Below are 7,847 nucleotides of genomic sequence, written 5' to 3' on the forward strand. Positions count from 1 at the left end.
TGGATCTGATCGGACAATTTACTGGAGCCCCAGGGCCTGGGCGGCGCGGGCGACGACGTCGAGCGACTCGGGATCGGCGGGCGCGAGCTTCGTGATCGAGTAGATGCTCGTGAGGATCTCGGAGCCCTCCTCGGTGTTCGAGAAGTCTTCGAGAGCCGTGGAGATGCGGTCCTGCAGCTCGGGCGACAGGTCGGACGACAGCGCGACGCCGTCATTCGGGATCTCCTCGGTCAGGGCGAAGACGACGACCTTCTGGCCCACATCGGGGGTGTCCTTCTGCACGATCGTGCGGGCGTCCCAGAAGCTGAAGCCGACCTCGGCGTCGCCGTTGTAGACCGCCAGCACCGAGGCGTCGTTCGCGGTCACGGGGATCTGCTGGATGTCGGTGTCGGTGTCGAGTCCTGCCTCCTGCAGCGCGAGGACCGGGTAGATGTAGCCGGCCGGCGAGCCGGGTCCGAGCAACGCGACCTTCGCGCCTTCGACCTTGTCGATGCTGTCGAGACCGGCAGGACCCGACATGGCGTCGGCGCCGTTGCAGAACAGCATCCCGTCGCGCTCGACCGGCTCGTCGTCGCAGTACTTGTCCGGGTTGTTCGTCATGAACTGCGCGGGGTAGGTGATGTTGCCGTTGCGCTCGGTCTGCAGCACGACCGATGCGTCGTACATGTCGTTGGCCTGCCACAGCTGCAGCGACGGGAGGAACCCGATCTGCGCCTGACCTGCTCCCATCGCCTCGACCGCGGCCTGGTAGTCCTTGGAGACCACACCCGTGACCTCGATGCCGAGCTCCTCGGTGAGGTAGTCGGTGAGCGGAGCTGCGGTGTCGACGAGGCCGTCCTGGTCCTGCGAGGGGACGAGCGCGAGCACGAGCGATTCGGGGTCGGCAGCGGGGGCGGCGGACTCGTCGGGCGCGGCGGTGTCGGTCGAGCAGCCGGTGAGCACGACGGCGAGCAGGGCGCCCGCGGCGACGAGCCCCGCGGCGGTCCGGCGGAAGGGGGAGGTACGCATTGTCATCCTTCGATGGGGTGGTGGGTGTGAGGGAGGGTGGAGTGGTGCGGGTTCAGGAACGCAACCATGCGGTGAGCTGAGGGATCAGCGTCGCGAAATCGGCAGCGCGATAGGTGGGGGTCGCGTGGGGGTCGGCGAATCCGCCGATCAGCGCGGTCTCGTGGCCACGGGCGTGGGCGGGGGCGAGGTCGTTGTGCCAGATGTCTCCGATGCTCAGCACCCGCGCATCAGCGGGCAGGTCAGCCAGGAACACATCGAGACCGGCCGGCTTGCCCGCACTCGTGACGATGCGGTCGAAGAGCCCGGCGAGGCCGAGCGCGTCCAGCGCCTGGTCGATGCGGATCGCCGGTGCGTTGGTGACGAGAACGAGCTCCGCGTCAGCCGCAGCAGCGGCGAGGAAGACTGCGAGGCCGTCGGGTGCGGTGATCGGAGCCGCTGCGGTGGCGAGTTCTGCGCGGCTCGCGAGATACGCGGCGCTGAGCATCCGGGCATCCGCACCTCGAGCAGCCGCAGCCCGCCGCACTGCGTCGTAGCCGTCGAGGGCCTCACCGTCAGCAGCGGAGAGCGTCTCGCGGATGCCGTCGACGAAGCCGTGGTCGTCGTCGAGAGCGGCGGCCACCTGCGTGGCGTAGGCGAGAACGGGGCCGTCGCCGAGCGCGATCGTGCCGTCGAAGTCGAAGAGGAGAATGGAGTTCACGGTGTTCTTTCCGCATCCGCACTCTGATCTCGCGGACGCTCCGTCCAGCATGGTTAGTCATTGTGGACAGAAAGTCCCGATCGTGTGAACGCCGTGTGAACACTCCGTCCATCGGAGTCTTGTAGCGTGAACGCCGTGTCCGGAATCGACGACCTCACGACCGCTGCGATCCGCGCGCAGTCAGACTCGGCGACGGCCGCGAGGAAAGCCCTCGACAGTCTTCCGTGGCTCGTCGCCTCGCTCGAGGACGACCGTGCCCACGGACGCTTCGACGCCTGGGGCCGATCGACCGTGATCGACGAGAACATCGGCGCGGCCGTCATCTCTCCGGCGCTGTTCGACGAGTTGCACCGCCGAGCGGGCGTGAGGGCGCAGTGGCCCGTCGGCAACGCCGGCCTCCTGCACTGCTACGGGTATCTGCTGTCACTCGTCGAGACGCCGTACGGGCTCAAGCGCGACCGCTGGGTGACAGCCGCTCTCGCCGAGGCGTGCGCTCTCACACCCGACGCGTTCCTGCCCTGGCGCGAAGACGCCACACTGCTCGACAGGGCAGGCACCGCCGCATCCGAGATCCTCCACAGCGCATCATCGTCGCGCACAGCGACCGTCGACGAGCGACACACCCGCGTCGGGGTCACCCGCGAGCAGGGACCCGCGGCTCTGGTCTACGCGGTCGCCGCCGCCTCCGAGACCACTCCGCTGCTGATCACGATGTTCCCCGTCGCCGACGCGGGCGTCGTCCTGACCGAGTTCGCGAGCACTCCTCGCCTGCGCTGGAACGCGGTGTGATCCACATAGATCAGGCGCGCCGGTCACGATGCTGATCGGCGTCGAGTGGAACTTCGTCGCCTTCGCACTCGTGGCGATCGTCGCGGCGGTGGCCGTATCCCTGGTGCCGATGAAGCCCGCGACTCTCGGCTGAGGCACGTCAGCGTGGTGCGTGCGCCTCGAGGAACTCGTAGACGTCCGTCGTGTCGACCCCGGGGAAGGCACCGGTCGGCAGCGTTGCGAGCAGCGTGCGAGGAGTCTTGACGTTCGGCCAGGAGTTCTCGCGCCACCGCCCCTCGAGGTCGGCCGGCGCGCGGCGGCAGCAGACCTCGACCGAGTGCTTCGAGACCCCACGATGCGGGGTGTCCCGGCCGACGAACCACTTCGTGTCGTCGAAGCGCACGCCCACGCTGACCGAGTGCAGCCCCTCGCTCGACGCCTCGACACGGGCGGTGCACCAGTAGGTGCCGTTGCCCGTGTCGGTGTACTGGTAATACGGGTTGAAGCGGTCATCCTCGTCGAACACGACACGGCTCGTCCAGCGGCGACAGCACATCTGTCCCTCGATCGAACCGAGCCTGTCCGTCGGGAAGTTCACGTCGTCGTTCTCGTATGCCTTCGTGATCGTCCCCGACTCGTGCACCTTGAGGAAGTGCACCGGGATGTCGAGGTGGCGGGTTGCGAGGTTCGTGAACCGATGCGCCGCCGTCTCGTACGACACCGAGTAGGCGTCTCGGAGGTCTTCGATCGAAATGGCCCTGCGGGACTTCGCATCCTTCAAGGCGGGCACCACGTGGGCCTCGGGAACCAGCAGCGCCCCGGTGAGATAGTTCGTCTCGACGCGCTGGCGCAGGAACTCGGCATAGCTGCGCGGTTCGGCATGCCCGAGGATGCGACTGGACAGCGCCTGCAGCACAGCCGTTCTCGCATCGCCCTTGGCCGGCACACTGCTCGACAGATAGAGCCGCCCGTTCGCGAGGTCGGCGACACTGCGCGTGGTCTGCGGCAGATCGGGCGCGTAGTGCAGGGTGAAACCGAGATAGGCGGCGATCTCGGATGCGGTGCGCTGCGTGAGCGGTCCACCCGGATGCCCGACCGCCGCGAGTATCTCGGCGGCCTTGCTCTCGAGGTCGGCGAAATGGTTGTCCTGCCTGCGCATGAGGTGACGCAGCTCGACGTTCGCTCGCCTGGCCTCCTCCGGGGTCGCGGCCCGCTCGTCCCTGAGCCGGTCGATCTCGCCGTGCAGCGCGAGCAGCGCCTTCAGCGCATCCGTCGGCATGCTCTTGGCGATGCGGAAAGGCTCGATCCCGAGCGCCTGGAACGTCTGGCCTTTCATGGCGCGCTCGAGGGCGATCTCGATCGCGCTGCGCTCGTCGAGTGGCTCACCCTCGAGCAGCGCATCGATCGTGACACCGAGAGCGCGCGCGATCGCTTGAAGCTGGGTGAGCTTCGGTTCGCGCTTGCCGGTCTCGATCATCGACATCTGGCTCGGTGCTCGATCGACGGCCGCCGCGAGGTCGTCGAGGGTCATTCCCCGCGCGGTGCGCAGCTGACGGATGCGTCGACCGATCGTGAGGGAGTCGGCGTCTTCTTCGACCGCTGAATTGCTCATGCGGCCGATTCTGTCACAGAAACAGAATTTCGCGCGATCTTCACAAGCCGAGTGGCCGGTTTCAGGGTAGATCTTCACGCACAGTGGAAACACGCCACCCGGCTTCACGGTCCGGGCATCCAACGGAGGAGACACCATGACGAACACCGCTCAGAACCCCGCACCTCGCCCCGCCGGTCTGCGCGCCGGCGACCAGGTTCAGACGGCCGCCGAGCTCCGGGAGATCTGGGAGACGGATCCCCGTTGGGACGGTGTCGAGCGCACCTACTCGGCCGAAGACGTCATCCGCATCCGCGGCTCGGTGCGCGAAGACGCGACCCTCGCCCACCGCGGGGCCGAGAACCTGTGGAACCTGCTGCACACCGAGGACTACGTGCGGGCGCTCGGTGCCTACACCGGCGGCCAGGCTGTGCAGCAGGTGCGGGCAGGCCTCAAGGCCATCTACCTCTCGGGGTGGCAGGTCGCCGCCGACGGCAACCTCGCCGGCCAGACCTACCCCGACCAGTCGCTCTACCCCGCGAACTCGGTGCCGGCGGTCGTGCGTCGGATCAACAACGCGCTGATCCGCCAGGACCAGCTCGAGCACGCCGAGGGAGAGATCACCCAGGACTGGCTCGCGCCGATCGTGGCCGATGCCGAAGCCGGCTTCGCCGGGCCCCTCAACGCTTACGAACTCGCGCAGTCGCTGATCCAGGCGGGTGCCGCCGCCATCCACTGGGAGGACCAGCTGGCGAGCGAGAAGAAGTGCGGCCACCTGGGCGGCAAGGTGCTCGTGCCCACTCAGCAGCACATCCGCACGCTGAACGCGGCACGCCTCGCGGCCGACGTGTCGGGTGTCCCGACGGTCATCATCGCCCGGACGGATGCTCTCGCCGCCGACCTGCTCACCAGCGACGTCGACGAGCGCGACCAGCAGTTCACCACCGGCGAGCGCACGACCGAGGGCTTCTACCGCATCCGCCCCGGCATCGAGTCGGTCATCAGTCGCGGCCTGGCGTTCGCGCCGTACGCCGACCTGCTGTGGGTCGAGACGGGCGAGCCCGACATCGAGCTGGCGCGTGCGTTCGCCGCGGCGATCCACGAGCAGTGCCCCGGCAAGATGCTCGCCTACAACTGCTCCCCCAGCTTCAACTGGAAGCGCCACCTGTCGGACGCCGAGATCGCGACGTTCCAGCAGGAGCTGGCCGACCTGGGCTACAAGTTCCAGTTCATCACGCTCGCCGGCTTCCACGCCCTGAACCACTCGATGTTCGACCTCGCCCGCGGCTACGCCGATCGCGCCATGAGCGCGTACGTCGAGCTGCAGGAGGCCGAGTTCGCCGCAGAGGCGAACGGCTACACCGCCACCAAGCACCAGCGCGAGGCGGGCACCGGCTACTTCGACGTCATCTCGACCGCGCTCAACCCCGACAGCGCGACCCTCGCCCTCGCCGGCTCCACCGAAGCCGCGCAGTTCCACTAAGCCATTCCAAAGGACTCAGATCATGACCACTCCCACCGCTCCCCCGACCACCGCGCCGATCCAGACGACACAGCAGGGCCCGGCCATCAGCGTCACGGGCCCGCTGCGTGAGCGCTACGACGAGATCCTCACCCCCGAGGCGATCGCGTTCCTCACCGAGCTGCACCACCGCTTCGCCGCTCGCCGTCACGACCGGCTCGCCGACCGCATGCGCCGTCGGTTCGAGATCGGCAACGGGCACGACCCGCGCTTCCGTGACGACACCGCGCACATCCGTCAGGATGCCGACTGGCGTGTCGCCGGCCCCGGCCCCGGACTCGAAGACCGTCGGGTCGAGATCACCGGACCGACGGATCCGAAGATGACGATCAACGCGCTGAACTCCGGAGCGCGGGTGTGGCTCGCCGACCAGGAGGACGCCACGAGCCCCACGTGGAAGAACGTCATCGAGGGTCAGCTCTCGCTGCGCGACGCGATCTGCGGCGAGCTCTCCTTCACCGGACCTGCGAGCGACGCGGGGCCGGGCAAGGAGTACCGCGTGACCGCCGAACGCACGCCGACGATCGTGATGCGTCCTCGCGGCTGGCACCTTCCCGAGAAGCACCTGCAGTTCACCGATCGCGCGGGGCGCCGCACTGCGGCATCCGGTTCGCTCGTCGACTTCGGACTGTACTTCCTGCACAACGCTCGGGAACTGATCGCGAACGGCCGCGGACCGTACTTCTACATCGCCAAGCTCGAGTCGAGCGAAGAGGCGAAGCTGTGGGACGACGTGTTCACTTTCAGCGAGGAGTACATCGGCATCCCGCACGGCACGATCCGCGCGACGGTGCTCATCGAGACCCTGCCCGCGGCGTTCGAGATGGACGAGATCCTCTTCGAGCTGCGTGATCACTGCGCCGGCCTCAACGCCGGACGCTGGGACTACATCTTCTCGATCATCAAGAACTACCGCGGCCGGGGCGCGCGCTTCGTGCTTCCCGACCGCAGCGAGGTGACGATGACCGTTCCCTTCATGCGGGCGTACACCGAGCTGCTCGTGCAGACCTGCCACAAGCGGGGCGCCTACGCGATCGGCGGCATGAGCGCCTTCATCCCGAACCGGCGCGACCCTGAGGTGACGGCACGGGCGATCGAGAAGGTCTCGGCCGACAAGAAGCGCGAGGCCGGCGACGGCTTCGACGGCACATGGGTGGCGCACCCCGACCTGATCCCGACCGCGCAGGCCGAATTCGACGCCGTTCTCGGCGATCGCCCGAACCAGGTCGACCGCCAGCTTCCCGAGGTCACGGTGACCGCGTCGCAGCTGCTCGACCTGCACATCGGTCGCCCGATCACGGCTCAGGGCGTGCGTGACAACGTGTCTGTGGCGATCCGGTACCTCGAGGCGTGGTTGCGGGGCCTCGGCGCGGTGGCCATCGACAACCTGATGGAGGATGCCGCGACCGCCGAGATCAGTCGCTCGCAGGTGTGGCAGTGGATCCATCAGGATCGCACCACGGAGGACGGCACGCCGATCACCGCCGAGTACATCGAGGGCTTGATCGGCGAGGTGCTCGACGAGGTCGAACGACGCGACGACGACCGCTTCGACGACGCGGCATCAGTGTTCCGCGATGTCGCGCTGCACGAGGAGTTCCCGGCGTTCCTGACGCTCGGCGCCTACAGCCGCTTCCTCGTCGAGGAGGCCTGACCCTCTGCACGAGAGCCCCTCGGATGCCGCAGTTCGGCACCCGAGGGGCTCTGTCACGCGACGCCGGACGTGCGCCGAAGGGTCGGGTCCGCCCCTCGAGAACGGGCGTAGCCTGAGATCATGAGCGACGTCTGGTCCGACATCTCCTCCGAGTTCCTGCATCTGTATCCTCGCGGGCGACGGCTGGTCGTCGTCGCCGGAGCGGATGCCGAGCGCTCACGCCGCGCAGCGGACGACCTCGCCTCCACCCTGACGTCCGCGGGTCAGCAGGTCGAGCGGAAGCACAGCGCAGACGGGGACGAGCAGGCTCTGCGCGCCGACATCATCGCTCCGTTCCGCGCCGCACCCGACAGCGGCACCGTTCTCATCGTCTCGGGTCCGCCCGAGTTGCTCAGCACGACAGCGCGCGGACTCTGGAACTTCATCGTGTGGCAGCTCGCCGGCGACGAGACGCCGCACTCGATCGCCACTGCGATCGTCGATGTCTCAGACCCCGATCATCCGACCCGACGCTTCGCCGACTACTGCGCACTGCCCTCGTCGTTCGGCGCCTGACAGCATCCTCCGCAGCCGGGTTCGCGGGTGCCTCGGTCCCCCCGACCGAGGC

At 68.1% G+C, this 7,847-nt stretch carries 7 protein-coding genes; 4 read left to right on the forward strand and 3 right to left on the reverse strand.

Going from position 1 to position 7,847, the window contains the following annotated elements; genetic code table 11:
• Window positions 1-18: 18 nt before the first annotated feature.
• Together phnD and OPU70_RS14950 are read right to left on the reverse strand one after the other, a co-directional pair.
• Window positions 19-1,008, reverse strand: coding sequence for a phosphate/phosphite/phosphonate ABC transporter substrate-binding protein (gene phnD, locus OPU70_RS14945; protein ID WP_042539522.1), 990 nt, complete (start codon window positions 1,006-1,008; stop codon window positions 19-21).
• Window positions 1,009-1,060: 52 nt separating this feature from the next.
• Entirely contained in the window at window positions 1,061-1,705 is a 645-nt protein-coding gene (locus tag OPU70_RS14950) for an HAD family hydrolase (RefSeq protein WP_498558134.1), read from the reverse strand.
• Window positions 1,706-1,831: 126 nt separating this feature from the next.
• Here OPU70_RS14950 and OPU70_RS14955 point away from each other — a divergent pair, with 126 nt between their 5' ends.
• Window positions 1,832-2,494, forward strand: a complete 663-nt coding sequence (locus OPU70_RS14955) for an amino acid deaminase (RefSeq protein WP_498558135.1) — start codon at window positions 1,832-1,834, stop codon at window positions 2,492-2,494.
• A gap of 139 nt (window positions 2,495-2,633) precedes the next feature.
• Here the strand turns inward: OPU70_RS14955 and OPU70_RS14960 are convergent, their stop codons facing one another.
• Window positions 2,634-4,085: a helix-turn-helix domain-containing protein gene (locus tag OPU70_RS14960; RefSeq protein WP_498558136.1), complete on the reverse strand. Its 1,452-nt coding sequence runs from the start codon at window positions 4,083-4,085 to the stop codon at window positions 2,634-2,636.
• A gap of 136 nt (window positions 4,086-4,221) precedes the next feature.
• Here OPU70_RS14960 and aceA point away from each other — a divergent pair, with 136 nt between their 5' ends.
• From aceA to OPU70_RS14975, 3 genes are all read left to right on the forward strand, one after another.
• Window positions 4,222-5,547, forward strand: coding sequence for an isocitrate lyase (gene aceA / locus OPU70_RS14965; protein ID WP_498558137.1), 1,326 nt, complete (start codon window positions 4,222-4,224; stop codon window positions 5,545-5,547).
• A gap of 22 nt (window positions 5,548-5,569) precedes the next feature.
• Window positions 5,570-7,240: a malate synthase A gene (gene aceB, locus OPU70_RS14970; RefSeq protein ID WP_498558138.1), complete on the forward strand. Its 1,671-nt coding sequence runs from the start codon at window positions 5,570-5,572 to the stop codon at window positions 7,238-7,240.
• Window positions 7,241-7,360: 120 nt separating this feature from the next.
• The gene (locus OPU70_RS14975; RefSeq protein ID WP_056373808.1) at window positions 7,361-7,795 is read left to right on the forward strand and encodes a hypothetical protein; all 435 of its coding nucleotides are present in this window, start codon (window positions 7,361-7,363) and stop codon (window positions 7,793-7,795) included.
• Window positions 7,796-7,847 lie beyond the last annotated feature (52 nt).

Source organism: Microbacterium sp. SWDP-B6 (assembly GCF_059803615.1).